The organism is Porphyromonas circumdentaria, assembly GCF_900167105.1.
In the GTDB taxonomy this organism is placed as follows: domain Bacteria; phylum Bacteroidota; class Bacteroidia; order Bacteroidales; family Porphyromonadaceae; genus Porphyromonas; species Porphyromonas circumdentaria.
This window is the reverse complement of the sequence record NZ_FUXE01000005.1, coordinates 44,328-68,723: the sequence shown is the minus strand read 5'-3', so window position 1 is coordinate 68,723 and position 24,396 is coordinate 44,328. Positions and strand designations below refer to the sequence as shown.

18 protein-coding genes and 3 tRNA genes are annotated in these 24,396 nt (G+C 41.4%); 3 read left to right on the top strand and 18 right to left on the bottom strand.

The features are described 5' to 3' along the window. Positions 1-5 precede the first annotated feature (5 nt). The 12 genes from der to B5D06_RS03175 form a co-directional block, all read right to left on the bottom strand. Positions 6-1,316, bottom strand: a complete 1,311-nt coding sequence (der, locus tag B5D06_RS03230; protein ID WP_078736589.1) for a ribosome biogenesis GTPase Der — start codon at positions 1,314-1,316, stop codon at positions 6-8. A gap of 129 nt (positions 1,317-1,445) precedes the next feature. Beyond that, positions 1,446-2,366, bottom strand: a complete 921-nt coding sequence (gene era, locus B5D06_RS03225) for a GTPase Era (RefSeq protein ID WP_078736588.1) — start codon at positions 2,364-2,366, stop codon at positions 1,446-1,448. Between the two features lie 11 nt (positions 2,367-2,377). Next, positions 2,378-3,376: a beta-ketoacyl-ACP synthase III gene (locus B5D06_RS03220; RefSeq protein ID WP_078736587.1), complete on the bottom strand. Its 999-nt coding sequence runs from the start codon at positions 3,374-3,376 to the stop codon at positions 2,378-2,380. 329 nt (positions 3,377-3,705) lie between these two features. Further along, positions 3,706-3,789: transfer RNA gene (locus B5D06_RS03215), tRNA-Leu, on the bottom strand. 45 nt (positions 3,790-3,834) lie between these two features. After that, a tRNA-Leu gene (locus B5D06_RS03210) sits at positions 3,835-3,916 on the bottom strand. 114 nt (positions 3,917-4,030) lie between these two features. After that, positions 4,031-4,104, bottom strand: a tRNA-Asp gene (locus B5D06_RS03205). A gap of 227 nt (positions 4,105-4,331) precedes the next feature. Further along, positions 4,332-5,273 (bottom strand): helix-turn-helix transcriptional regulator, encoded by a 942-nt coding sequence (locus B5D06_RS03200; RefSeq protein WP_078736586.1) that lies wholly within the window; start codon positions 5,271-5,273, stop codon positions 4,332-4,334. Between the two features lie 412 nt (positions 5,274-5,685). Then, positions 5,686-7,845, bottom strand: coding sequence for an elongation factor G (locus tag B5D06_RS03195; RefSeq protein WP_078736585.1), 2,160 nt, complete (start codon positions 7,843-7,845; stop codon positions 5,686-5,688). A 474-nt stretch (positions 7,846-8,319) separates the two neighbouring features. Next, on the bottom strand, positions 8,320-9,390 hold the full coding sequence (locus tag B5D06_RS03190; RefSeq protein WP_078736584.1) for a hypothetical protein: 1,071 nt from the start codon (positions 9,388-9,390) through the stop codon (positions 8,320-8,322). 310 nt (positions 9,391-9,700) lie between these two features. After that, a complete protein-coding gene (locus B5D06_RS03185; RefSeq protein ID WP_078736583.1) occupies positions 9,701-9,883 on the bottom strand; it encodes a FeoB-associated Cys-rich membrane protein in 183 nt (60 codons plus the stop codon). 28 nt (positions 9,884-9,911) lie between these two features. Then, positions 9,912-12,428: a ferrous iron transport protein B gene (feoB, locus tag B5D06_RS03180; protein WP_078736582.1), complete on the bottom strand. Its 2,517-nt coding sequence runs from the start codon at positions 12,426-12,428 to the stop codon at positions 9,912-9,914. A 1,379-nt stretch (positions 12,429-13,807) separates the two neighbouring features. Then, positions 13,808-13,975 carry a 4Fe-4S binding protein gene (locus tag B5D06_RS03175; RefSeq protein WP_078736581.1) on the bottom strand — a complete coding sequence of 56 codons (168 nt, stop codon included), beginning with the start codon at positions 13,973-13,975 and terminating at the stop codon, positions 13,808-13,810. 707 nt (positions 13,976-14,682) lie between these two features. Between B5D06_RS03175 and B5D06_RS03170 the strand changes: the two genes are divergently transcribed. Together B5D06_RS03170 and rpmF are read left to right on the top strand one after the other, a co-directional pair. Continuing rightward, a complete protein-coding gene (locus tag B5D06_RS03170) occupies positions 14,683-15,201 on the top strand; it encodes a YceD family protein (RefSeq protein ID WP_078736580.1) in 519 nt (172 codons plus the stop codon). Between the two features lie 59 nt (positions 15,202-15,260). Continuing rightward, a complete protein-coding gene (gene rpmF / locus B5D06_RS03165) occupies positions 15,261-15,440 on the top strand; it encodes a 50S ribosomal protein L32 (protein ID WP_078736579.1) in 180 nt (59 codons plus the stop codon). 349 nt (positions 15,441-15,789) lie between these two features. Here the strand turns inward: rpmF and B5D06_RS03160 are convergent, their stop codons facing one another. The 6 genes from B5D06_RS03160 to rbr form a co-directional block, all read right to left on the bottom strand. Continuing rightward, complete coding sequence (locus B5D06_RS03160; RefSeq protein ID WP_078736578.1) at positions 15,790-15,945, bottom strand: DUF4295 domain-containing protein; 156 nt, start codon at positions 15,943-15,945, stop codon at positions 15,790-15,792. Positions 15,946-15,965: 20 nt separating this feature from the next. After that, the gene (gene rpmG / locus B5D06_RS03155; RefSeq protein ID WP_025843265.1) at positions 15,966-16,154 is read right to left on the bottom strand and encodes a 50S ribosomal protein L33; all 189 of its coding nucleotides are present in this window, start codon (positions 16,152-16,154) and stop codon (positions 15,966-15,968) included. A gap of 30 nt (positions 16,155-16,184) precedes the next feature. Continuing rightward, positions 16,185-16,424: a 50S ribosomal protein L28 gene (gene rpmB / locus B5D06_RS03150; RefSeq protein WP_025843264.1), complete on the bottom strand. Its 240-nt coding sequence runs from the start codon at positions 16,422-16,424 to the stop codon at positions 16,185-16,187. Positions 16,425-16,621: 197 nt separating this feature from the next. Next, positions 16,622-17,341 carry an IS30 family transposase gene (locus B5D06_RS03145; RefSeq protein WP_078736577.1) on the bottom strand — a complete coding sequence of 240 codons (720 nt, stop codon included), beginning with the start codon at positions 17,339-17,341 and terminating at the stop codon, positions 16,622-16,624. 147 nt (positions 17,342-17,488) lie between these two features. Then, positions 17,489-19,576 carry a ComEA family DNA-binding protein gene (locus tag B5D06_RS03140; protein ID WP_078736576.1) on the bottom strand — a complete coding sequence of 696 codons (2,088 nt, stop codon included), beginning with the start codon at positions 19,574-19,576 and terminating at the stop codon, positions 17,489-17,491. Between the two features lie 225 nt (positions 19,577-19,801). After that, a complete protein-coding gene (gene rbr / locus B5D06_RS03135; RefSeq protein ID WP_078736575.1) occupies positions 19,802-20,380 on the bottom strand; it encodes a rubrerythrin in 579 nt (192 codons plus the stop codon). Positions 20,381-20,779: 399 nt separating this feature from the next. On the opposite strand from rbr, the gene B5D06_RS03130 reads away from it, so the two are divergent. Next, the gene (locus B5D06_RS03130) at positions 20,780-24,118 is read left to right on the top strand and encodes a T9SS-dependent choice-of-anchor J family protein (RefSeq protein ID WP_078736574.1); all 3,339 of its coding nucleotides are present in this window, start codon (positions 20,780-20,782) and stop codon (positions 24,116-24,118) included. The last annotated feature ends 278 nt before the right edge of the window (positions 24,119-24,396 follow it).

The following is a 24,396-nucleotide window of genomic DNA, read 5'->3' as shown; positions in this document are numbered from 1 at the left end:
ATGGCTTATTTTTCTCGAATAAAAATATTAATAGGAATACCCGAGAAGTCCCAGTTTTCTCGAATTTTGTTTTCAAGAAAACGTTTGTAGGGTTCCTTCACCCACTGGGGGAGGTTGGCATAAAAAGCAAAGGAGGGTACGGCAGTGGGTAACTGAGCTACATACTTAATCTTGATATATTTCCCTTTCCACGAAGGTGGAGGAGTTGCCTCTATAATAGGCAGAAGCACTTCGTTTAGTTTGTGTGTAGGAATACGTTTAGAGCGACGTTCGTATACGGCATTAGCCGTTTCTAAGACTTTGAAAATGCGTTGTTTGGTGAGGGCACTTATAAAGATGATAGGAAAATCAGAAAAAGGAGCTAAGCGAGAGCGAATAGCCTCTTCAAAAACACGTATGGCTTGATTGCTTTTTTCCTGAACAAGGTCCCACTTATTTACACAAACAACAAGTCCTTTACTGTTCCGCATAACCAGAGATAAGATATTGACATCTTGGCTTTCTATACCTCGAGTGGCATCAATGAGTGCGATACAGACGTCGCTATTCTCGATAGCTCTGATAGAGCGGATGACGGAGTAGTACTCCAAGTCTTCCTGCACCTTACCCTTTTTGCGGATTCCAGCCGTGTCTACCAAGTAAAAGTTCAGTCCAAATTTGTTGTACTCTGTGTATATAGAATCTCTCGTCGTACCTGCTTGATTGGTTACGATATTGCGTTCCTCTCCAATGAAGGCATTTATAAGGGAAGATTTACCTGCATTGGGGCGCCCTATTATGGCAAATCGGGGCAGTTCTTTCAACCCAATAGCAGAGTCCTCTGGAGGGAGGGCATTTACGATAGCATCCAACAGGTCTCCTGTCCCAGAGCCATTCATCGCCGATATACTGTAAGGTTCTCCTAAACCCAGAGCATAAAATTCGGCAGATTGATATCCAATCTCAAAAGTGTCTGCTTTGTTGGCTACGAGTAAAATAGGTTTCTTAGAGCGTCGTAGTAGGTTGGCTACTTCACGATCTAAATCTACCATGCCATTCATGACATCTACCACGAAAAGGATAACATTAGCCTCTTCGATAGCGATTTCTACTTGTTTGTTTATTTCAGTCTCAAAAATATCGTCGCTACCAGAAACCCATCCTCCCGTGTCTACGATAGAAAAGTCCCTTCCTGTCCAGCTCGTATGGCCGTACTGGCGGTCTCGGGTTGTACCTGCTATCTCGGTAACAATAGCCTGTCTGCTACCAATAAGGCGGTTAAAAAGGGTGCTTTTCCCTACATTCGGACGCCCTACTATGGCTACTAAACTACTCATATATATGTTTCGATGTCTAACTCTATTTTTTTTAGTAGGAAAATGGATATTTTCTTTTTCTCATAATCTCCTCAAAGAGAAGTCTTCTTTCTCTTTTCGAGATTGGTATTATCTTCAATTCGTGTGCATTTATTCCAAGGAGTAGCCAAAGTTGGTCAAATTCTTTTCGTTATGTCGCCAATCTTTTTCTACACGAACGATAAGTTCGAGTCGTATATGTTTGCGGAAAAACTGCTCCAGAGGACGACGGGCTGCTATACCCAAATTCTTGATAGCAATTCCCTTATGCCCGATGATTATGCCCTTTTGGCTTTCACGCTCTACGAGTATTATGGCACGTATGTTTATTCGGTTGCGTTCCTCATGGAATTCCTCTACAACCACTTCCACAGCGTAGGGAACTTCTTTGGTATAGTAGAGCAAAATCTTCTCTCGGATAATTTCTGAAACGAAGAAACGAGCAGGGCGATCGGTCAAAGCATCCTTTTCAAAGTAAGGTGGAGAGACAGGAAGTAGCTCCTCTATTCTGCGTTTTAGAGGTGCCAGATTAAATTTGTTTGTGGCTGATATGGGGATAATTTCTGCCTTGGGAAGGAGTGTGTGCCAAGTAGCTACCAGATCTTCTAAATGCTTCTGGTCTGTTAGATCCACTTTGTTTATTGCTACCAAAACAGGGCACTCCATCTTGGCTACTAAGGAGAGGAAGTCACTATTTTTCGTCGCCTGTTCAACGGTGTCTGTTACGTACAAGAGAATATCGGCATCTTTCAACGCTTGTTCAGAGAATGCTCTCATTCTCTCTTGTAGCTTATAGCCTGGCTTTAGCACTCCAGGGGTGTCTGAGTAGACAATTTGTAAATCGGGCGTGTTGACGATGCCCAAAATACGGTGTCTTGTCGTTTGTGCTTTAGAGGTTATAATAGAAAGCCGCTCCCCAACTAAATAGTTGAGGAGTGTTGACTTACCCACGTTGGGGTTCCCTACTATGTTTACAAATCCCGAGCGGTAAGGACGGTGAGTTTGTTGTTCAGAATTTTGTTCTTCGGTCATTCGATTTTTTCTTACTTAGGGTCATAACCCCATTTGAGATATACGGCACCCCAGGTGTAGCCTGCTCCAAATGAAGTGAGGATAAGGTTATCTCCTTTGCGAAGTTTTTTCTCCCACTCCCATAGACAGATAGGTATAGTAGCAGAGCTTGTATTGCCATACTTCTCGATGTTAATCATAACCTTTTCGTGGGGCACTTTCAGAGTGCGACCTACCATGTCTATGATGCGGAGGTTAGCTTGGTGAGGTACTACCCAAGTTATATCTTCCTGTGTCAAGTTATTGCGTTTCATAACGGTACGACAGGCATCTGCCATACCTGTTACGGCATATTTGAATACGTGCGTTCCCTCTTGGTATACGAAGTGTTCTCTGCGCTCTACAGTTTCTTTAGAAGCGGGGCTTGCAGAGCCTCCCGACTTCATGATGAGGTGTTCTTTGCCTACTCCATCCGTGCGGAAGAGAGCATCCATAACTCCATAAGGTTTCTCTGTCGCTTCAACCAAGGCGCAACCAGAACCGTCCCCAAATAGAACGCAAGTTTGTCTGTCGGTATAGTCAATCGCTGCAGACATCTTCTCAGTTGCTACTACAACGATTTTTTTGTATCGACCAGAGCGAATATAATTGGCTGCTGTTTCCAAGGCATAGAGCCAACTGGGGCAAGCAGAATTGATGTCAAAGGTAAAAGCATTACTGCAACCTGTTTCAAATGCAACGATTGAAGAGGTAGAGGGGAAGTGATAATCTGCTGTATTGGTAGCAAGGATAACAGCCTCTACCGTTAGAGGATCTATTTGGTAATGCTCAAACATTCCTTTTACTGCTTGTGTGGCAAGGTAGGAAGCTCCTAAATTTGGTTGCTTAAGGATACGACGCTCTTTAATACCTACGCGCGTCATAATCCACTCATCTGATGTCTCTACAATCTTTTCTAAGTCTGAATTGGTTAGCTTGTCCTCTGGTAAATAAGCTCCTACTGCAGTAATTGTTGCATTTATTGGGTTCATAATTATAGTTTCTGCGTTTTGTTTCGCTTGGTCTTTGTCCTCTATTCTTTGTATTGTTTTTTTGTGATGAAAGCTAAAGCTTTCCTAAACTGACCACTAAGATAATAAAAAACTGATATGCTCCAATATAAAATCCTTGTCTCTAACGAGAATAAGGCACAGGAGTTGTGGTAAATAAAACCCTGTTTAACGCCTTTTTCTAAACAGAGAAAAGGAGTATCTGTTCGGGCGAATGTGCGGAAAAGAGAGATTTAAAATGGAGAGGGTAAAAATAAAAAACTCAGCCGTATAAAAAAGGCTGAGTAGAATAATAGGAATGTCTTTACATGTACGCGAGATGAGATTTGAACTCATACACCTATACTGGCACTACCCCCTCAAAGTAGCGTGTCTACCAATTCCACCACTCGCGCAAAATAAATTTTGTACATATCATTTGTACTAAGAATAATCTCAAGTACCCAAGACAGGAATCGAACCTGCACGTCGTGAGACACTCGCACCTGAAACGAGCGCGTCTACCAATTCCGCCACTTGGGCTTACTTATAGTCACCTTTGAGAGATGTGACTTCCGTCGATTTCCTTCTTTCTTTATGATATAAGAAAGGACAGAGCCTCTGCTTTGTCCTGATACTTGCTCTTCATTAAGAGAGCGGTGCGGACGGGACTCGAACCCGCGACCCCCTGCGTGACAGGCAGGTATTCTAACCAACTGAACTACCGCACCAGTAGAAAACTTCCTAAACTCCTGTTAAAAGCTCTTCTCTAAGAACTCTGCTCCTCAAGCAGGCGTTATTCCTGAAAGCGATGCAAAGGTACTACTTTTTTTGAAACTTGCAAGACCTTTGCGAGGAAAATATTGAAGTTTTTTAGAGCCCCCTGTCTAACTGTTTGAGAAATAGTTAGTAATTGTCATGAGAATTAACCGTTAGAACAAGGGACTCTCATCTGTTTTTACTCCTTTTCTTGATCAGATTGATGGCTAATCTGCATCGGAGTAGCATTGAGCATCTTTTTACAGAAAGCACAAAGGTAGCTTACTGAGGAGAAATGATATTTTACAGCCAACTCACTTAGTGAGTGACGTTGCTCTCTAAGATCTCTATAAATGTAAGCTGCTTTCTGTTTGTGCATCCATTGAAGTGGGGCGCAGTTGAATTCAGCCTTAAAGGCTCGCTTGAAAGAGGATAAAGACATTTCTAAAAGTCCTGCCAACTCCTCTACGTTGCGGCATTCTAAATGGTGATTGTATACGAAAGCCCTAAAACCATGGTGCTTGCAGTGGAAAGAAGCGAGGAACATACTCAATTCTTCATTGCTGTAGAAGCGACGGAATATGTGGAATAGCTCTCTGAGCTTATACTCGTAGACGGGTAGCCCTGAATGCCCCTCAACTAAATAGTAAGCTACCAGTTCTGTCCAGCTGCGAACGGCAGGTTTCATGCTGAGCCTTTCTATTTCTGATCGCATGGGTAGCACGCCCTCTTCTTCCTCTTTTTTACTAGAGGAGCAACTTCCCTTTATTTTGGGGCAGATACCGACACAGAGTTGGATACTGGGGTGGAAAGTGATAAAAAGAAAACGGGCATTTTGTCCCGAAGACTTGACCGTTACCTCTGTATAGTAATTCAAGAGGAAAATCTCTTCAGACGAGGGGGCATGCTCCTCGTAAGGAGGTTCTTCCAGTATCACCTCTCCTTCAATTGGGATAAGAAAAGCATAGCAATCCTCTGTTGCGATTTTTCTCTTTTGTCCTTTTGATAGGTGTATTAAGAGTGGCTTGCCTTGTATAGCCCTCATTATATGATCAGTGTGAGCCATAGGATGATCCGCAAAGAGCAAATCTTCCTCTACATCCAAATGAGTTGTTGCGGGCATTGGTTCCTTTTCTTTCATGCAAATCGAACAGTGTCTAAGTCTTTTCTTCGTGTGTATTTTGGTTCTCGCGTTGATTAAATAATATAAATAATAGGATCGCGGATAGAATACAGTTCACGAAGATAAGGTTTTTCTCCTATTATCAGGACCAATCTTGGATAAAAAGCCTCTTTTTTACAATTATTACCTTAAAACGGGCTTTTTAGCTCTGTTTTTGGGGGCAAATGCCCTTTCTTGCCCTCTCAATGGATAGAGTAAATAAGAATTGTCTGCTAGCAACGAAAAGAAAAATAAGGAGAATGATTCTCTTATTTCTCTTTTTGTAATTATCGGATACCAATGAAAAAGAACACTCCTCTCTTGATAAAATTGCAAGAGAGGAGTGCCATCTATAAATGGTCTTTATTTATACTTTATACAAAGAGGAGAGTTATTCCTCATCTGCTTCCTGTTCGGCGTAAGCTTTAAGCAGTTTTTCCTGTACTTCCATAGGTACCAACTCATACGAAGCAAAGCGCATCGAGAAAGAAGCTCTACCACCAGTTATAGAACTTAGGGCTGTAGAATAGCTCATTAGTTCTTTTAGAGGTACCTTGGCAAGTAGTTGTTCGTACCCTTTCTTACTGTTCATACCCATAATGACGCCTCTTCTTCCCTGGAGGTCGCTCATTACATCGCCAATGTAATCGGTAGGTACTGCCACTTCTACATCGTAAATAGGTTCCAAAATCTTGGGCGCTGCCTCTTTGAATGCGGCACTGAAAGCGTTACGCCCTGCCAACATGAACGAGATTTCGTTACTATCTACGGGATGCATCTTACCATCGTAAACGATAACACACACATCGCGAGCATAAGAACCCGTTAGAGGTCCCTGCTCCATGCGTGCCATAATCCCTTTCAAAATAGCAGGCATAAAACGAGCATCAATGGCTCCACCTACGATGCTGTTGATGTAGAGCAACTTACCGCCCCATTCAAGAGGAATTTCCTGCTTGTCTCGAACCGTAATCTTAAACTCTTGCCCTCCGAACTTATAGGTCTCTGGAATGGGTTCTCCCTCTACATAGGGTTGGATAATCAGGTGTACCTCTCCAAATTGTCCTGCTCCCCCAGATTGTTTTTTATGGCGATAATCGGCCCGTGCAGCCTTAGTAATCGTTTCTCTGTAAGGGATGCGAGGTTCTGAGAACTCAATGTTGATTTTGTCATTGTGCTCTAAACGCCATTTGAGTGTGCGGAGGTGGAACTCTCCCTGACCTTTTACTAGCGTTTGGCGTAACTCTTTACTCTGCTCTATAATCCAAGTCGGATCTTCCTCACTCATGCGATGGAGTGCCTCGACCATTTTTTCTGCATCTGCCGTATTGACGGGTTTGATAGCCCTTATATACTTAGGTTCGGGAAAGTCAATGTCTGGGTAAGTCCAAGTGCAATCTTTTTCGTTGAGCGCATTGCCGCGTCGAACATCTTTTAGTTTCACAGTAGCCCCGATATCTCCCGCCTCTAAGGCATCTACTTTGGTACGCGTTTGACCCGCCACCATGAATAGCTGTCCTAAACGCTCTTTGGAGCCACGATTGGTATTGACTACATCCATACCCTCTCGTACAGTACCCGACATCACTTTGAAGTAAGAAACTTCTCCAATGTGTGGTTCTATTGTGGTCTTGAAAAAGAGCAAACTTAGAGGACCTTTAGCATCGGGGGTTACTTCTTCTCCCGAAGAGGTTACAGGGTGGGGAACTTCGGTAACGTGGGGAGCTACATCGCCCAAAAACTCCATAGTGCGGCGTACACACATATCTTTGGCTGCAGAAACACAGAACACGGGGTACATATCTCCTAAAACAATCCCCTTGCGCATCCCCTCGATGATTTCCTCTTCGGAAAGAGAACCCTGCTCAAAGAATCGGTCCATCAAGGTCTCTTCATGTTCGGCTGCAGATTCTATGAGTTGTTGGCGCATCTCTTCGGCTGTAGCCTTTTCCGATTCGGGTATCTCCAATACTTGAGGTTTTCCGCCTTCAGGTCCCCACTCGTACATTTTCATGCGGAGCAAATCGACTACTTGATTAAATCCTGCTCCGCAGCTTACAGGGTATTGGGTTACAACTACCTTACCACCATAACGCTCTTTAAGTTGGGCAATGGAGGCATGGAAGTCTGCTTTCTCATGATCTAATTGGTTGATGATAAAGAGTGCAGGTTTTTTCATTCGCTCGATATGGCGGAATTGATTGATTAAGCCTACCTCTACTCCGTATTGGGCATTGACTACCATTAGACAGCAGTCCGTAATGTGGAGTGCTGCAACGGCTGCTCCTGTAAAATCATCACTTCCAGGACAATCAATGAAGTTGAGTTTACGATCTGCCCACTCTACACTAAAAACGGTAGAGAAGACAGTATATCCATACTCTTTCTCTACCGGAAAATAATCGCACACGGTATTGGCGGAAGCAATATCTCCGCGTCGTTTTATAAGCCCACTCTCGAAAAGCATTGACTCGGCGAGAGTGGTTTTCCCAGCACCAGAACTTCCCAACAACGAGATGTTCCTGATCTCCTCTGTTTTGTATTGTCTCATAACGAAAGGGATTATTTAAGATTTAACATTTTGTTTTGGTAAAGAGACGTAGTACATTTGCCTGTCCCTGCAAAACGTTGCGCAATTTAGTTATAAAACCACAAATAACCAAGCGCAAAATGTAAATAAAAGACTTTGTATTCTTCCATATTCAATGCAAATATAATCTTTGGTGCCCACCCCCAGGGGGCTAGCTCCTCTGGGGATATTCTTTCTAATTGCGTTATACCTACTACTGGAAAATAATTATATTCTCCCTACTTCGTAAAGAGAATACGATGCCTCCTCTATACAATCCAGGGCAACCGCATCAAAATATAAGTGACTGATTATCAATCATAGTTTTGATACATTCTTTATCTTTGAGTATAATCTCCGAAATGCAATCATTTGAAAATTAGTAATTTGTAGTTTCTCGAATTTTTTGATGCGGTTGCCCTGCTATACAATCTGATTTATTGCTCTGTCAGGAAATTATAATCTATAAAGCATAGTCTCGTCATCTAAACGAATAAGGATTGTACTTTGCTTTGCAGCTGGAGGAAGTGCTACCGTAACGCTACCGACAAAAGATTCTTTACGAGCTATTAATTGTGCCGACATATCGTAGATAGATAATTGGTGGGGCATACCATCTTCTAAGGAAAGAGAAAGCTGCCCTTCGTGATAATAAATCTTCGCTTTATCTATCAGAGGAGTTTCTGCAGAACGGGGGACTTTATAGTTCACTTCACAACCTACATCGGAAAAACGTTCAAAGGTTCCTGATTTATCTGTAAAACACAATAATTCTTCGCAAGTACAATATCCTCCTGTGAGTCCTATAGCTTGAACCCCATATATATTTTGGTTAAATCCAATCCCTTCTATCCAAAAACCTGTAGTAAGATTAAAAATGGAGTGTCTTTCAAAAGGATCCCCCTTAATACAATCTTCTTCACGAAACATAAATTTACTATCGGGATATCCTTCTCCAAAAGCAAGTTGATATACCCTACGATTTATACCGTTAATGTTTTTGTTTGTAATAGAGATTACTTTCATTTGCATTTCTGTAGATTCTTCTATAGGATCCCTTTCTATACGGTACAAAACGCAGACATCTCCTTCTTTAAGGTTATAATCGAATATCTCTCTTTCTTTGCTTTCTGGATCAAGATTCCCTCGTGCATATACTTTACCCGTGTTTAGATCTTCCCGCATAAATAGACGGGGGGCGTTATCTTCCAATATTTCAAAGTACTTCTTGCCATCGAACTCTATCTCTCGTTGTATTGTATAATGATAAGTAGTTTTGTCTACTCCTATTTTATGGTGGGTTGGTTCTGTAGAAAGTACATCACATTCTTCGTAAGTATTCCACTTATTCCCAATAGCGAGCATCGGTATCATTTTTGCCTCTTGGGGACTATTGGAGCTATTCGTTACTACGTTCTCTGAGATTTCTTTTTGTGGAGCAAACGAGGCTACAGGCTGGCCTTTTGCCACTCCTACTACACTCAGTAGTAAAGGAAAGAATAAGACTAAAAATCTTTTTGCGTTCATATTATTATTGCAATATTAAATAGTTTGATAATGTGTTTTTTATAGAGGTAGATGTACAAAAACTTTTTGCTCCATCTTCCCCCCCCCCAGTCTATAAGTCGATATAAAAAGCACTAATTGTTTATTCTTATCGTTTTTTTTGAGCGAAAGTTACAAAAAAAATAGCTTTTTACAATAATAATTGACAAATAAATATAGATGCAGATCCCATTATCAAGTGCAACAACGTCACACTTAATAATGGAATCTGCACTTTTGGTAGAGTTTCTTCTCTTTTTAGGAAGTTAGGGGGATGCTCGAAGAAAGCCTTTTAACCCTCCTCTTCTTGCTCTTTTTGAGGGGGAAGAGAGCACCCTTTGCATCCACAGCAGGGGGATGAGGGGTCTTCTCCTTTTTTCCGTGGGCGTACTATGCGCCATAACCCCAATAGGGAGGCTATTATGGCGATAGCAACTATGATGTATACTGTGATACTTTGTAATAGGGAGTTCATGTTCTTGAGATTAATCTTTGCTCTTGCCTTATCCCCAGCCTAATAGACTTCCTGTTTGATAAACAATAAAGGATACAACCCAAGCCAATACACAGGTATATACCATTAGGAATAAGCCCCATTTGGGACTACCAGCCTCTCGACCTACGGCAATAACAGTAGCGATACAGGGGAAGTAGAGTAGGACGAATAGCATAAAGCTGAGGGCAATCAAGGGTGTGAAGGTTGGATCTCCCTGTTCGTTTCGATCCATTTTTATGCGTTCGGTAAGGCGAGAGGAGGCCTCTTCCGAGTCGTTACCATCTCCCGTATAGATAACTCCTAAAGTGCTTACTACCACTTCTTTGGCAGGAAGTCCTGATACGAGTGCAATACTCATCTTCCAGTCAAATCCCAAGGGAGAAAGTAGGGGTTCTATGCCTTTGCCCATCTTCCCTAAGTAGGAGTTTTCTTGTTGCTCTATTCTGCCCAATGTTTCTATCTCTTCGATTTGTTCTGCCAACTCTTCTTCGGAACCACTCCATTGAGAGCTTAGTGTTTCTATCTGTTGCTCGGTTTGTTGCACAATTTCTTCTCTTGGAAAGTATCCCAAGAACCAAATAATAATAGAGGCTGCGAGGATGATAGTTCCCATCTTTTGGAGGTACTCCTTGGCCTTCTCCCACATATGAATAAGTACCGATTTTGCAGTCGGCAAACGATAGGGGGGGAGCTCCATAACAAAAGGAACATCCTCGGTAGTGAAGAGTGCCTTGCGGAATAGACGTGCCAAAAGTACCGCAAGGAGGATGCCCACAAGGTATACCGAAAAGAGCACTACACCCGCATAAGCCCCGAAGAAAGCCCCTGCGATGAGAACATAAACTGGGAGGCGTGCGCTACAACTCATAAGCGGAGTAACCAGTATGGTGATGAGTCGGCTTTGTCGGCTCTCGATAGTGCGTGTGGCCATGATAGCAGGCACATTGCATCCGAAGCCCATGATGAGGGGAATGAAAGATTTGCCATGTAGCCCCATTTTGTGCATCAGTTTATCCATCATGAAAGCGGCACGTGCCATATAACCAGTGTCTTCCATTATAGAAATGAAGAGATACAGGATAAGGATTTGTGGCAGAAAGACAATGACGCCTCCCACTCCTTGTATCACCCCATCTGTAATGAGGTCTTTGAGCGGCCCTTCATGTAAGATGTTACCGACTCCACCTGCAATCCAGTCTACGAGCATCTCAATCCACTCTTGCGGATAGGCCCCGAGCATGAACGTACACTCAAACATAACCAGAAGGAAGAGTAGAAATATAGGGAAACCCCACTTGGGGTTGATGAGGGCATGATCGAGTTTGTCCGTTAAGGTGCGTAGCGTGCGTCGCTCTGGTTGATAAGTTTCTCGTAAGGCTCCCGCAATAAATCCGTAGCGTTGGTCGGTGATAAGAGTTTCTGTATCTGTGTTGCCAATCTGCTTGTCCAGATCTTCCCGCATCTTCTCGGCCTCTTTTACCATTTTAATTCCGTTGGGAAGGGAGTGTATATAATCGATGGTGGCTACATCTTTCTCGAGTAACTTGATGGCAATGTAGCGGTCGGGCAATTGGTTAGGCAGGTGTAAGCGCGTAGCAATGCTATGGGTTAGATTTTCGATGGCAGGTTCAAGCGTAGTGCCGTAGGGAACGCGTATATCCCTGTCGAAAGTAATTTTCTTTTCTGCTATGGCAATAACAGCATCGAACAGCTCCTTTATTCCTCTTGCCACTCTCCCCACTGTCGGAATCATCGGAGTGTCAAGAAGTTGTGAGAGTAGAGGAACGTTCAACTTAGACATACTTTTCTCAAACTCATCGAACATATTCAGAGCTACAACCAGTGGAAGGTTCATCTCTTTAATCTGGAGTGTGAGATAAAGATTGCGCTCCAAATTGCACGTGTCTATTACATCTATTACCACGTCTGGACGTGTGGCAGGGTCGGTCAGATAGTTGCGGATAAATAGTTCCTCGGGACTGTAGGGAGAAAGAGAGTAGCTACCAGGGAGGTCTACAATATCTATGCGACACCCTTTGTGTTTGAAGTAGGCTTCTTTGGCATCTACCGTTACCCCACTGTAGTTACCTACATGTTCGTGTGCACCACTTGCAAGGTTGAAAAGAGAGGTTTTTCCACAGTTGGGGTTTCCTACCAGTGCTACCTTTATCCGTCGTGGAGGGGTGTAGCTCTCCTTCTCTTCTGCAGGAAGAGAGGCTTCGGAGGTGTCTTGCATTTCTATTTCATTTGTAGAGGAGGGGGCTTTGTTGAGATGTAGATGCTCTCCTTCTTCCTCGGAAGAGTATAAACTCACCTCTATGAGGGCAGCATCTTTACGTCTAAGGGAGACATTGTAGTCCATTATCCTATAGTAAACGGGATCTTTGAAAGGTGCATTCTGCACCACCGTTACCACTTTTCCTTGGATGAACCCCATCTCTAAGATTCTCTTGCGAAAAGCCCCTTTCCCGCCTATCTTTTTTATGACGGCCTTTTGACCTGTAGCTACATCTGATAAATTCATAACTACAAAGTTACCGTACTATAATTGATGAAAGAGAGAAAAAGAATCATCACTTGTAGGTACTAAATTCTTTTTTTTGAGGGGAAAATAGAGATTCTTTATAGATGTATAGAGCGTTTATATACCTAAGAGGAGGAATGAAATAGTGTGCGGAGGATTTAAAAACTTTGTGTTATCACAAAATGTTTTTTCTACTTATAAGAAAAAAAGGTTTGTCTCCCGACAAACCCTTTCCATTAACCTTAAAATCTAATACCATGAAAAACACTTTGCAAAGGTAAATCTTTTTCGCAAATAAACAAGGGGTATCTGTTGTTTTGTTCTTTTTTAAGGGTGGCTTTATTAAAATATAGGTTATATCTCATGTGATTTGTTTGTTTATTCCATTTGTTTTGCTTATTTCTTTCTTTAATTCGTATTGTAAAAAGGGGGGAAGGATTGTATTTAGGGGAGTTTTGTAGCCCCAAATTTCCTAAGGTATTAGTGCTGTGGTGCGAGTTTCGAAGTATTTCTTAAATACTGATTTTGCCAGACTTTGTAGAGGCTACCATCGTCGAAAATCTTTAGATATGGGCTGCATATATACATCTCCTCTAAGACAAGGAGTTTGTGTTTTGGGGGGGGAGGGGATACTTTTCTCTTTTCTTGAGTCTGTATTTGTACCCACTGTCGAATGCTATAAAGGTGGTGTGAAAAGCTCTTCTTAGCCAGAGCTCGGAGGCTTGTGTGAGGCTCTTTTCAAGAGATTTTTCTTTCTCTCCTTGCAGAAAATATTGAAATAGAGGAGATAAAAAAGATTTTCTCTTGATAAATTCTTTATTTTTAGATTGAATATATGTATATTCAGATTAAATATACATATTCGCAAGTTGAAAATATATATACTTAGATTGCAAATAGAGAATTGGTTGTGTGCTAATGGATTTCTTGAAGGGTGGAAAACTCTTTTTAGATAGGTATTAATAGGTTTTCTCTCCTTTTTGCTTGGTTTTAATGATGTCGGGAAAATGCTCTGAGAGGCTATACTACAGCGTGCTGTACCTGCTGTTTTGTTTTTCTGTACTTGAGTTTACACTCAGCTCCTTACATGCACTTCTGTTCTCTGCTGTCTCAACGCTCTTAAGGCAGAGTTGTTTATTTCGGTAGGTTGAATTTCTCGCCTTACTTTCATCTTATGCAACTCTTACCATGGGATCTGCAGGCAAGTTGCGCAAGGCACTTCATTAAATAGACTTTAAAATGCTGGGCAGCAGTTGCTCGCAAGGGTATCGCTTCACCTTGAAACTCTTAGATCTTCTATGTGCGAGTGTTTATAAAAAGAAAACACCTCTCTACATTTAAGTAGAAAGGTGCTTTCGATGTTGTTCTAAAGGATTTTCTTATCCTTGGACAATTGCATCTGAAGGGCAAGCTCCTGCGCAAGAACCGCAGTCAATACAAGCCGCTGCATCAATTTTATAGATATCACCTTCTGAAATTGCTCCAACAGGGCATTCGTCGATACATGATCCACAGGCTACACAGCCATCAGTAATTACGTAAGCCATTTTCTTTCTCTTGTTTTAGTTTGTGTTCAATCTTATTTCTTATTACGGTGCAAAGGTATGTTTTTCTTTTGATAGTACCAATAAGTAGGTATGTGATTATTTCTTTTTTTCTCGTTTTTCTTTTTGTTGTAGTGTGTTGTATCGGGTAAAACTCAAATTTGAAACATCCTTTTTATCGGGGGGATTGGAATGTTTTGTTTGTAAGTTGTTGACAGATAGTTGATTTGTTTCGTGTGTGATTTCTAACTCTCAGCTTTAGGATTGCTTATAGCACTATAAGTATTTTATTAGATAATAGTTTTAATACAATACCTACAATCGTGTTTTTTGATGATTTACTATGAATGGAGAGACTAAGCGTACTCTCTTTTTGAGGGAATCATGGATTTTTGTGCCCTTTTTAGGTTACTCCCTACCTAAGTGCATCGGAGTGTTTGATAATAGGATATAATATATATAAACCGTAGAGTGAGCTGTGTGTGTAATTTAGGTCTATCGGATTTTCTACAGATAATGAGATGAGGCGGCTTATGGAGGTTATGTTTTTGTGTAGACTCAAAATCTTGTACCTATGAGATCTATTTTGCTCTATTCTGACTGTTTTTAAGGTCTAATCCAATAGATGTGCTTTTGTTATAGGAAATAATTTGTACCTTTGCGAGGATGTTTGTTTCTTGATTAGCTGTCGAGGAACTTTTGGTTTTTGTATGGCAATTCAAAAGGATCGCTTTTTTTTAGCGTTGAATACACTCCCAGAGGGAGAGTTCTCTGAACAATTTAATTTGGACAGAGCTTTTTTGGCGCAGGAAAATCCTTTTGGTCTTTTGGGAGGAGAGCTGTCTGTTACTGTAGAAGGAGTTCGTACAGGAGATAAGTTTCAGTTGCTTTTTATTGTGGAGGGCGAGGTAAATACGCTCTGTGATAGATGTAATACTCCATTTGTATTGGAGGTTAGCAACGAGTTCCCTCTCTCGGTGCAGTTGGTAAATGCAGAAACACAGGAGGATGAAGAGGAGATTTTAATTTCTCGTAATGAGCCTATACTCAATTTGGATAGTTTACTATTCGAGTTTGCTGTATTGACACTCCCTATGCGTAAAGCACATGAGGAGGGTGCTTGCCCCGAGGAGGTAGAATCTTTTTATCGTTCGCAGTTTCAAGAAAAGGAAGATGCTCGTTGGAGTGTCTTGAAGCAGCTAAATCTGGATACAGAAAATCAAGAATAAGTAGAGATTTAATTGAAGAATAAATAGATTATAAATATAGATAGAAAGGCTTAGTTTATATGGCACATCCTAAACGTAGACAATCAAAGTCAAGAACGCTTAAGCGCAGAACTCATGATAAGGCAGCAATGCCAACATTGACAAAATGCCCACAATGTGGCGAATGGCATATTTACCACACAGTATGTGGAGCCTGTGGGTATTATAGAGGTAAACTCGCTATTGAGAAACAAGCGTAAGCTTTTGAAGAAATTTTTTTTGTGACGATGGTAGAGATATTGCTTCTCTACCATTTTTTTTGTTTGTGGATAAGTCGCTACACTTATGAGAAAAGGTTCCCGATTTTGCTTCAGATAAAATTGGGGTAAGTTTTTATCGGATACCAATATTCTTTTCAAGGAATTCTTTTCTTTGAAAAACGAACTTTTTTTCAAAGCTCTTCTGATAATAATGTTTGACAAAAGGGGGGTGCAGACTTTTCTCTCTCTCTTTTTACAGCACAAAAAAAAGAACTGGATAATTATCCAGCTCTTTTTTTATTTTCAATACCTCTTCGCTTGCTGCTATCAAGAGAAGAAGTAGGCCTTTTTACTTGAAGAAGTCTTTTACAGCTTCGTTGAGTACCATCTCTTCTTGGAAGCAATATGCTCCAGTCTTAGGAGATTTTACCATCTTTATCACCTTGGAGTAGGCGCGACCATCTTTACTGCCACTTCTAAACGTTGCAACGGATTTCTTTGCCATTTCGTATTTCTCCTCTTTTATTATTTAATTTCTCTGTGAAGGGTGTAACGCTTAAGTACTGCGTTGTACTTCTTAAGCTCAAGACGTTGTGTCGTATTCTTACGATTTTTTGTCGTTATGTAGCGTGATGTACCTGGCATCCCGCTTTCTTTGTGCTCTGTACACTCGAGGATTACCTGTACTCGGTTACCTTTTACTTTCTTTGCCATAGCTTTATGTTATTTCTTTAAGCTTGATGATTATACCCCCAAGTATCCCTTTTCTGCTGCACGTTTGAGAGCAGCATCTAATCCAATCTTATTAATGAGGCGGAGCCCATCTGCAGACACTTTGAGACGAATCCAGCATTCCTGCTCTACCCAATAGAATTTCTTTTCGAATAAATTGACATTGAAAGTGCGTTTTGTACGATGATTAGAGTGAGAAACGTGGTTCCCTATCATCGCGCGCTTTCCTGTTATTTGACAAGCCTTAGACATCTCGTTATATTCGTTTTTATTTATAATACAATCATTATAGAGAAACTCTTTTTATCTCATGATATGGAGCTTAGCATCATCTGCCCGATATGTTTTGATAAGTATAGATACCTCTAATCGTCCTACAAAGTAACATCTTTTTTTTGACATCTACAAATTTGAACCCATTGCAGATTCCAGAGTCAAGTGCAACGTTGTTACAAATATATATCAAGCAGTTCCATAGGGGATTGAAAGTTTAGCTTTTTTCTGGGTCTATTGTTTAACAGGTTCTGTATTGTTTTGATTTGTAGTTTTCCCCCTTTGGGCAATGGTTCGATGATAGCATAATCTGTCTTTCTGTCGGTAAGTGTTAGGATAGCCTCTTGTTGTTTAGCTCCAATGATTAGGTCCATTTCGAAATCTCCGAAACGCTCTTCTTGATTGATGCATTGGGGTCTTTGGTCAATTCCCTTACGCTTTTCCCATTGGGATTTGAGCGGTTTAGCAAGGCTCTTTCGTCGATACTTCAAGTGATGCCTTGTTAGTTGGTAAAGGTCTCCTCCGAGTGCCTTATCCTCGTGGAGAAAAGTATATAGGGTGGTTTTCCCCACGATGGGGATTCCCTTGAGTCGAAAACGCCCCACGATTTGCTCAGGCGACCACTGTTTTTCTCTCAAAATTTGGACGACTTGTTCTCGCATTTTATCCGTGAATTTCCTCGGATACCAACGCCACTCCTTACGCTCTGTAGCATACATATGTGCTGTATGGCAGGGGTATCTCCCTCTTGCCGTTTTGTTGCGTTTTACTTCTCGGGAGACGGTGCTGGTCGACATTCCAATAGTTTGAGCAATGAAAGAATAAGATTTCTTTTGTTTGAGGAGCCGATCTATTGTGTATCCTTGCTCTCGGCTCAAATGGTTGTATTTTTTCATGTTTAACGCAAATATAATCTTTGACGCCCATCCCCAGAGGGGCTAGTCCCTCTGGGGGTATTCTTTCTATTTGCGTTGCACTTACTACTGGAAAATACATAAAAGAGAGATAGCTTTTTATTAGAGGAGTGGAATTATCTCAATAGGTTAAAAAGAGGCTTGTAGGGCAAGTGAAGCCTCCCAGCCCGTTCGGGTCATGTTCCCTTTATTGTAAGCAATGGGAGGGGAAGTGTAAGATATCTTTGCCTCTGTCGTAAAGATGTTGAAGAGTGGAATCTGAAAGAAAAAGTCGGCATAAATACCCTTTCCCCAGAATATTCCTGATCGATATTCCCAAGGAATTTGATGAATAGGAAGCCATAGACGACTGTCAAAATCGTCCGCTTGAAACCATGCGAATAGGAATCCGTAACGTCTTTGCTTTTGTGTCCTAAGGTCTACCTTAGCTCCTACGCTCCATCCTTTTGAGGGAAAGTCTAACTCTCTCAGGAGTGTTTTTTTGTGGCGTACAAACAAAGTATATTTTTCTGTTGGAGAGGGTCTGAATGTCATTTCTCCTCTCCAGAAGAGATAATAATTACTTGTTTTTTCTTTTTGGTAGCGCATGAGAGTGTATAACTGTACTTGTGTATGGAGTTTGTAGTTTCCCGCAAGTTCGAGTCTTACACCTTGGGTGTTTTGATCTTTGTGTAAACGAGGCTCTAAGGAACTGTAATAATCGATTGAAAAATGAGAATCCCATTTTCCAACGCGAGGGACTTCTCCTTCTAAAAGAATACCCCATTCGTTGCCTGGAGCTGAAAAATGAGAAAAACTACTGCCATATAGTGTGGCATAACGAGGAGTTAAATAACGACCTACTAAACGGTATTGTGCGCCAGAGAAGCTTTTCAATTCCCAAAGTCCAACTCCGGCCCAAGAATAATTGCTGCTCCAAGCTATTTCGCCTTTGGAACTAAAACGCCCCGAAGAAGAGTGATAGCGGTAGTTTAGGGAGAAATTACGCCATTCCTTTATTGGTTGGGTACTTGTGGCAGAGGAGTAGCGGGGGAGGGAGCGTAGTGTGTGATCTCCCCAAGAGGAGGTTATGGCATTTAGCCCTATGAGCCATCTTTCTTTTCTATAGTTTAAACTCCCTCCATAGGAAATCTCTTTCAGAGCTTCTCTATAACTCCATTCACGCTCGGTTCTGTGTAATCCGCCTAATACAAGTCCATAGTTGCCCTCTTGATCGTAGTTGGCATCTCTCATCTTGGAGGAGAAAAAGAGTATGGAGCGTAGACTCTCCCCTCCTATTTCCATTGCAAGTCCCCGTAGAGAGTTGGCTTCATCGTTGGTTAATGCCTCTTTAAGCCCTTGTTGGGTGCCAGAAAAAAGCCGATTAGTATAGAGACTGTTCATAAAGTGTTGGCGGACTGTAAGTCCCTCACCGAGGGCAAGTCTGTAGTCTCCCACTATAATACGTTGAATGTTTTTTCGAGGTAAAGAAAAAGAAGCATGGAAGCTGTAGCGATCAAAGAAAGGATAATCTTTTTGTAGTAAAGGTTCGAATAGGCTACTCGCACCCATCACTCCCAGAGAATAGGCTCTTTTTTGTTTGTAGAGAAGCTTGCCTCGTAGTGCATGGGGAGCACCTAAGGGAGCTTCTGAGCCAATATTTTCTCTGGACCTTGCTGCAGTCCAGCCCAAAAGGATGCGCCCTTGCCCTTTATTCTTCCAATCTTCCTGGAAGTCCTTTTTGAGAGGGTTTATGGTAATGTAGGGTAGCAATCTCCTGATGGATTGCATGTCCCATCCGTTGATAAGTTTGAGATCTGATAAAGAGTTGAATTGGCCTCCTCTCCTGTGGCGTTCCAAAAGAAAGTTTCTTATGGCTAAGGGAGAGAGTATCTCGAGGTCTTCCAATTCTTCCTGTGTAACGCTATTGATGTTTAGAGGGTTCTCTTTTCTTTGCTCTTTACTCTCTTGCCATTCATAGGCAACTTCTTCGTTGAAGTCTTCCTCGTCGGCATAATTTTCGATTAGGGCTATTTCCCAATCTTCGATTAGAATAGAGTCTTTCTTTACAAAGAAATTTTTTCGGGAATAGACACTGTCTCTTGATGAAGTATACGAAAGTTGCCCCCTGGATGGCAAACTCACACCACATGATAAAGTAAATATCATGAATGTAGTGAGAGAAAACCATTCGAGGGGGCAACCCCACAAACAAATAAAACGCATCTTTTTTGTCATAAACACTTTCTTGAGAAGACAAAGCTACAAAAGAGTCTCTCAATGCTTATGATACTACTGGGGATACAGTTCTCGAAATGCTTTTGAGTAACGGTATTCCTTTCTTTCTTTTGTCAAAAACGATGCGCTTTACCTAATTTATTAAGCTCTATCGATCTATATAAACAGGTGCATCTCTTTTCCTGTCCGCCTTGTTCCTTAGGGAGGGATCAAGGGATATACATTTTAATAGTTCTCTTTCATTGGTTCAAAGTAGGACTGAGGGTGTTGGCAAGCAGGGCACTTAGCAGGAGCTTTTTTAGATTTTGCTACGTAGCCACAGTTGCGACATTGCCAGGAAATTTCTTCTTCACGCTCAAATACTGTATTTGTATTTACTCTCTCCAAAAGAGTGCGGTAGCGACGCTCATGTTCCGCCTCTACTTTGGCAATTTGACGGAATGCCATAGCAATTTCCCTGAATCCTTCCTCTTCGGCGATCTTTGCTGCTTCTGGATACAATACAGTATGCTCTTCGTTTTCTCCCTCTGCCGCTGCCAAGAGGTTTTCTGCTGTGGTGCCAATAACTCCCGCGGGATAAGTTGCTGTAATTTCTACCATCCCACCTTCGAGAAATTTGAAGAAGCGTTTTGCATGTTCTTTTTCCTGCTCAGCTGTTTCCATAAACACAGCTGCAATATGTTCAAATCCCTCTTTCTTGGCGACACTAGCGTAGAATGTATAGCGAGAACGAGCCTGAGATTCTCCTGCAAATGAAGCAAGTAAATTCTTTTCTGTTTTTGTTCCTCTTATTGATGTAGTCATAGCGAAGTCTTTCACTTTAGAGTAATAATATACGCAAAAGTAGGTATATAAAATAATATATGCAATATTAAATACCTCGATATTGGTACTTCTGGCTTTTATTCTCTGATGTATACATGGCTGGGTGTGGTTTTGTATACTCTTGTTTTTATTTTACGTTATGCTTATTGTTTTTTTAGCGTTGTTGCATTCTTGTCTGTTTTTACGTTTGTTTGATTTCTTTAATTGTGTAGCATGTTGTTTTTTAAAAATACAATTATTAGATTTGCCAATGTTTTTCCAAATAGAGCCCTATTGTCGATGACTATTTTATAATGCACTCTCTCTCTGTAAAGAGTGTTAAGAAGGAAATAACATATGAATGGAATAAGTTTTTGTTAATTGTAATTTAATTAGAGTATGAAAAAGTGTACATTGTTTAGTCGGTATGCTATTGCTGTACTACTTGGTATTATGGGGTTGTTTGCCTCGGGGGTAGTAAGGGCTGAAGCAGGTCCAGGCTCCCTGAAAAAAGCTTTTTCTCTGAGAGATGGAGGTGAGGTTGTCATCAATGAGAGCTTTACACAAGGTCTTCCAGAGGGGTGGCTTGTTCGTGACCACGATGGTGATGGAAAAAGTTTTGAGCCTGTTAAAATGCAAAATCACGGAGAAGGTAGCGCGCCTGATACCTCTGGAGACGGTGGTTGTATGAGTTCTAGCTCATTTCCTGTACCTTCTAATCCTTTGAATAACTGGCTTATCACGCCTCGCCTAAATCTTCCTCAAGGCGGAAAGGTTTCTCTTTGGACAACTACTTATTCTTCTCAATATCCAGCGGAAAAGTACGATGTTTGTTACTCTACAACGGGTACACAGCCAGAAGACTTTACAGTCTTGATGACGGAGACTTTGACTAGGGAAAGAGCAATGTCTTGGAAGAATTTCGAGTTAGAGTTGCCTGTAGGAACAAAATATGTAGCTGTTCGTCACTATGATTCTGAAGGGGATGCTCTGAAAGTCGATGATATTAAGATTAGTGGGGTAGGTGCGAGCCTCGACAAACAAGGACTACCTGTTTATGCTCTTACATTACAACCTTCTGATAGAGGGGTAGTCGTGGTGAAAAACAAGGATGGAGGAGCTGTAAACAAACTGGATGCCATCTCTGAAGGAACGCAGTTAAAGATTTATGCTGTGGCTAATGAGGGCTTTAACTTTCACGGCTTAACGGTTAATGGTGTAACTGTAACAGGTATTTCTCCTGCTACTCCTTATGTGTTTAATATAGCTGAGAATGTGGTTGTTGGAGCCATATTTAAGAAGCCTACTTATGCAGTCGTTTTGCCGTGGGGGCTTGAAAATGGAACTGTAACTCTTGAAGGTCTTAATGGTCAAGAAACTTGGGCCGTGGAGGAAGGAACAGAGTTAACTATTGTACCTGTGCCTAATGAAGGTTATAGAGTTGCTTCTGTACTTTTAGATGGGGTGCCAATCGAGCCTCCCTATAAGTTTGTTGTTACGAAAAGAACCAAAATAGAGGTTACTTTCGAAAAAAATGATCAACCAGCTGTAGAAGTTACAGTTGTAGAGGAGAGCTTTACTAGTAAGGGACTTCCCGAAGGATGGGTTGCTCGCGATTTCGATGGTAATGCAAGAAGTTTTGAATGGACTAAATGGCAAAATCATGGAGAGGGTAGTGAGTGTGATTTCTCAGGAACAGGTGGCTCTTTGAATTCAGACTCTTTCAACTCAACTCCTAAACCTTTGAGTAATTGGTTAATTGCACCGCGTTTGAATCTTCCTCAAGGCGGAAAGGTTTCTCTTTGGACAACCACTTATTCTGGTCAATATCCTGCAGAAAAATATGATGTTTGTTACTCAACAACGGGTAATAACCCAGAAGACTTTAAGGTCTTGATGTCAGAAACTTTAACTGCAGAAAGAGTGATGGTTTGGCAGAACTTCACTTTAGAATTGCCCGCGGGTACAAAATATGTGGCTGTTCATCATTATGATTGTAAACAGAGTGCATTAAGTATCGATGATATTAAGATAACGGGTGTAAATGCTAGCCTCGACAAAGAACTCCCTTCTTATGCCATAACTTTAGAACCTTCCGATAGAGGTAACGTAGTAGTTAGAGATAAGGAAGGTGTTGTAGTAGAGGATCTTCAATCTATTAAGGAGGGGACTCCTTTGAAGGTTCATGCTGTAGCAAATGAAGGCTTTATCTTCAAATCATTAACCGTTAATGGTGTTGAAATGTACGGCTCTTCTGAAGAAAGTCCCTATCTCTTCAATGTTGGGGAGAATACTACTTTAGGGGCCATTTTCAAGAAGAGAACTTTTGGTATCAATTTGCCTTGGAATCTTCAGAATGGAACTATAAGGCTTGAAGGTCTTAATGGTCAAGAAACTTGGGCTGTAGAGGAAGGTACTGAAGTAACAATTGTTCCTATTCCGAATGAAGGTTACAAGGTAGGTGAGGTGCGTCTTGATGGAGAGATTTTACCAGCTCCTTACAAATTTATACTCAAGAAGCATGTGATTATATCCGTTACTTTCGTAGCTGATGTCGCTACCTATGAGGTGGTATTGAAGAATGTTGAAAATGGTACTATTGCTATTGAGGGTAAAACTGCAGAGGAGTTGAAAACTATCCTAGCTGGTACAGAGTTGACAGTGGTTGCTACACCTAACGAAAACTATGAGTTGAAAGAAGTTACTGTAAATGGACAGGCTATTGAAGCTCCTTACCGCTTTACTGTAAATGAAAGAAGTGAAGTGGGGGCTACTTTCCAGAAAAAAGTTGTTACCTATCCTGTAACTCTTCAAGTAGTAGGAGAGGGAACTGCTTCTGTTGAAAACTATACTGAAGATATGCTTAAGGCCGTTCCAGAAGGAGCAACTCTTAAGCTCAAGGTACAGCCCAAACAGGGTCACCTTCTCAAGAGTATTACCGTAAATGGAGAGCCTCTCTCTGCCAATGTGCTTTCATTCACTGTGAATAGCGCGACAACGGTAATAGTAACTTTCGAGAAAGAAGTAGTTACTTATCCTGTAACACTTCAGGTTGTTGGTGAGGGTACAGCTTCTATCAAGGATTATACCGAAGATGCATTGAAAGCTGTGCCAGAAGGTACACGTCTCGTGGTAAATGCTACCCCAGCTCAAGGACATTCTCTCAAGAGTATTGCAGTGAACGGACAAATGCTTCCTGCAAATACTACTGAGTTTGTAGTAAGTGCAGCTACTACCGTGGTAGTTACCTTTGAAAAGGATGTCGTTACTTATGCTGTAACGCTTGCTCCTACGACAAATGGTACTATTAGTATCAAGGGTAAGACGGCGGAAGACTTGAAGGCTGTTGTAGAAGGAACAGAGCTAACAGTGAAAGTAACTCCTGCAGATAAGTATGAGTTGAAAACACTTACTGCAAATGGGGCAGATATTAAGACTACTCGCACTTTCGTTGTAAATGCTAATGTTGAGGTGGTGGCTACTTTCCAGTTGGTCGATGCTGTTGATAGCGTTGATGGTAAATCTGTAGTTGTCTATCCAAATCCTGCACAAGACTTTGTAGTTGTAGAGGGGCTTGATGCTAATACATTGGTTCGTCTAACCTCTATTGATGGACACGTAGTGGCAGAAGCATTTGCAACAGAGCTTGGCGTAGCTCGTTTTGAAGTATCAACTCTTGCTCGTGGTAACTACTTAGTAGTTGTACAAGGTAAAGCGCAGGTAGTTGTCTTGCAATAGCTAAGCATGTATATAAACCCTCTCGCATTTGATGCGGAGGGTTTCTCTCCTTAAAATGGTGGGCGGGCGCATAGAGTGTCCGCTCATTTTTTTTATTCTCTTAGTTGTACCTATACAACAGCGTAGAGAGAGGGATATATGAGAGGTTGGGACAGCTCCTGTCTAAACTCCAGTTAGTATATATCTAAACTCCAGTTCTCTCGTATAGAAACTTTGGTTATGACTTGTCCTAACTTTTCGATGTATTTTACTTTCAGAGAAGGACTCTCTGTACAGTA

What these genes read in the sequence shown, in the direction of transcription:
- der (WP_078736589.1), bottom strand. Translation starts at nt 1,316, where the DNA reads ATGAGTAGTTTAGTAGCCATAGTAGGGCGTCCGAATGTAGGGAAAAGC.
- era (WP_078736588.1), bottom strand. Translation starts at nt 2,366, where the DNA reads ATGACCGAAGAACAAAATTCTGAACAACAAACTCACCGTCCTTACCGC.
- B5D06_RS03220 (WP_078736587.1), bottom strand. Translation starts at nt 3,376, where the DNA reads ATGAACCCAATAAATGCAACAATTACTGCAGTAGGAGCTTATTTACCA.
- B5D06_RS03200 (WP_078736586.1), bottom strand. Translation starts at nt 5,273, where the DNA reads ATGAAAGAAAAGGAACCAATGCCCGCAACAACTCATTTGGATGTAGAG.
- B5D06_RS03195 (WP_078736585.1), bottom strand. Translation starts at nt 7,845, where the DNA reads ATGAGACAATACAAAACAGAGGAGATCAGGAACATCTCGTTGTTGGGA.
- B5D06_RS03190 (WP_078736584.1), bottom strand. Translation starts at nt 9,390, where the DNA reads ATGAACGCAAAAAGATTTTTAGTCTTATTCTTTCCTTTACTACTGAGT.
- B5D06_RS03185 (WP_078736583.1), bottom strand. Translation starts at nt 9,883, where the DNA reads ATGAACTCCCTATTACAAAGTATCACAGTATACATCATAGTTGCTATC.
- feoB (WP_078736582.1), bottom strand. Translation starts at nt 12,428, where the DNA reads ATGAATTTATCAGATGTAGCTACAGGTCAAAAGGCCGTCATAAAAAAG.
- B5D06_RS03175 (WP_078736581.1), bottom strand. Translation starts at nt 13,975, where the DNA reads ATGGCTTACGTAATTACTGATGGCTGTGTAGCCTGTGGATCATGTATC.
- B5D06_RS03170 (WP_078736580.1), top strand. Translation starts at nt 14,683, where the DNA reads ATGGCAATTCAAAAGGATCGCTTTTTTTTAGCGTTGAATACACTCCCA.
- rpmF (WP_078736579.1), top strand. Translation starts at nt 15,261, where the DNA reads ATGGCACATCCTAAACGTAGACAATCAAAGTCAAGAACGCTTAAGCGC.
- B5D06_RS03160 (WP_078736578.1), bottom strand. Translation starts at nt 15,945, where the DNA reads ATGGCAAAGAAATCCGTTGCAACGTTTAGAAGTGGCAGTAAAGATGGT.
- rpmG (WP_025843265.1), bottom strand. Translation starts at nt 16,154, where the DNA reads ATGGCAAAGAAAGTAAAAGGTAACCGAGTACAGGTAATCCTCGAGTGT.
- rpmB (WP_025843264.1), bottom strand. Translation starts at nt 16,424, where the DNA reads ATGTCTAAGGCTTGTCAAATAACAGGAAAGCGCGCGATGATAGGGAAC.
- B5D06_RS03145 (WP_078736577.1), bottom strand. Translation starts at nt 17,341, where the DNA reads ATGAAAAAATACAACCATTTGAGCCGAGAGCAAGGATACACAATAGAT.
- B5D06_RS03140 (WP_078736576.1), bottom strand. Translation starts at nt 19,576, where the DNA reads ATGACAAAAAAGATGCGTTTTATTTGTTTGTGGGGTTGCCCCCTCGAA.
- rbr (WP_078736575.1), bottom strand. Translation starts at nt 20,380, where the DNA reads ATGACTACATCAATAAGAGGAACAAAAACAGAAAAGAATTTACTTGCT.
- B5D06_RS03130 (WP_078736574.1), top strand. Translation starts at nt 20,780, where the DNA reads ATGAAAAAGTGTACATTGTTTAGTCGGTATGCTATTGCTGTACTACTT.